We start from the raw sequence: 1459 nt of genomic DNA on the forward strand, positions 1-1459 counted from the left end.
GGATCAAGTCCAAAATCTGGGTTTTTACCATTTTAAGAATATAATTTAATCAAGCGATATAAGAAGTATTCCGTATTCCTGACTCCCCTAAATTGTGATCTAAAAGCCTTTACTTTGGCATTAAAGGATTCTGCTGAAGCATTTGTACTTCTGTTTAAAAAATAGTTGAGTACAGAGCGGTAATTTAAAGTAATACTATTGGCTACCGTTTGGAAGCTCTTAAATCCTGACTCCTCTACATCTTTGTACCAGTGGGCTAGTTTGGTGTAAGCTACTTTAATATCTATGGCTTGGTTAAAAATATTCCTCAAGCCTTGAACAAGTCCATAAGCTTTCTTTAATTCTGGGTATTCATTAAACAATATCTGTCCCCTCTCTTTCTGGTTTGGAGTCCATTTATCTGGGGATTTATACAGTAGATATCTACTCCTAGCTAGGAGTTGTTTTGAGCTGTCACCATTAGAAAAAGTTACAGGTTTAAATTCTTTGTCGGCTACTCTAGATAGCTTTATCTGTTCATTTTCTTGATCCAAAGCTTCCCATCGGTATTTGATACGAAGATCTTGGAGTGCCTCTATTGCCAGCTTCTGTACATGGAACCTGTCTGTTACTTGGATGGCTTTCGGGAAACATTTAGTGGAGATCGTTTTCATAGAGTTTGCCATGTCTAAGGTGATCTCTTTCACTTTAGCACGCTTCTTTGCTGGGATCTTCAAGAGTTGTTCGATAATAGGCTCCACTTTAGTTCCGTGGAATATCCCAACTAAAGCCCCTTTCTTTCCTTTAGCCTTCTTATTGGTAATGATGGTATAGAGCTCTCCCTTGGACAGCGCTGTCTCATCAATGGATAAATAAGAACCTAAGTTTTCAGGGAAAACAAGCCACTGTTTAGCATGACTCTTATGCTCCCATTGCTTAAAATCACTTAAGTGATCCTTATAATGTCTTTGAAGCCTTTTCCCAGACATACCATACTGGTGCCCAAGTTGTTGGCTGCTCAGAGCAGTATTGTCAGTCGATTTCTTTTAAAAAAGCAGCAAACTCTTTTGATATTCGAGTTCCCTGTGCAATAAATTCATCCCATTCACGACTTACTTTAATCCACTTTTTATCAAGTAGAACGTCCCAACGCCTTCGTTTAAGATTTAATGATAGTAGATTGTCTCGAACGGGATAATCCTCGATTATTCGAGGCTCCATGAAGCCACTGGCTTTATACTTGCAATCCTTGTACTTAGATGCTATTTGTTTTTTTTCCTCCAAATATATCGTTAGACGGTTCTCATATAAAACATGCTTTATAGGCTTCTTATCGAATCCAACAATATCAAAATACTCTAATATTCCTTCTGGTAATATTAAACTTAACAAGGATAACTCAGTGCCTTTATTCATCAATGTAATTTAAAGCACAAAGAAAATTATTTTTCTCTTTAGACCCAACTTTTGAGATTGATCC

At 37.1% G+C, this 1459-nt stretch carries 2 protein-coding genes; both read right to left on the minus strand.

From position 1 onward, the window contains the following. Positions 1–32: 32 nt before the first annotated feature. A complete protein-coding gene (locus tag K7G79_RS14650; RefSeq protein WP_223552343.1) occupies positions 33–968 on the minus strand; it encodes a transposase in 936 nt (311 codons plus the stop codon). Positions 969–1011: 43 nt separating this feature from the next. Next, positions 1012–1395, minus strand: coding sequence for a hypothetical protein (locus tag K7G79_RS14655; RefSeq protein WP_223552344.1), 384 nt, complete (start codon positions 1393–1395; stop codon positions 1012–1014). Between the last annotated feature and the right edge of the window lie 64 nt (positions 1396–1459).

Origin of the sequence: Aestuariivivens sp. NBU2969, assembly GCF_019931125.1 — a bacterium.
In the GTDB taxonomy this organism is placed as follows: Bacteria; Bacteroidota; Bacteroidia; order Flavobacteriales; family Flavobacteriaceae; genus Aestuariivivens; species Aestuariivivens marinum.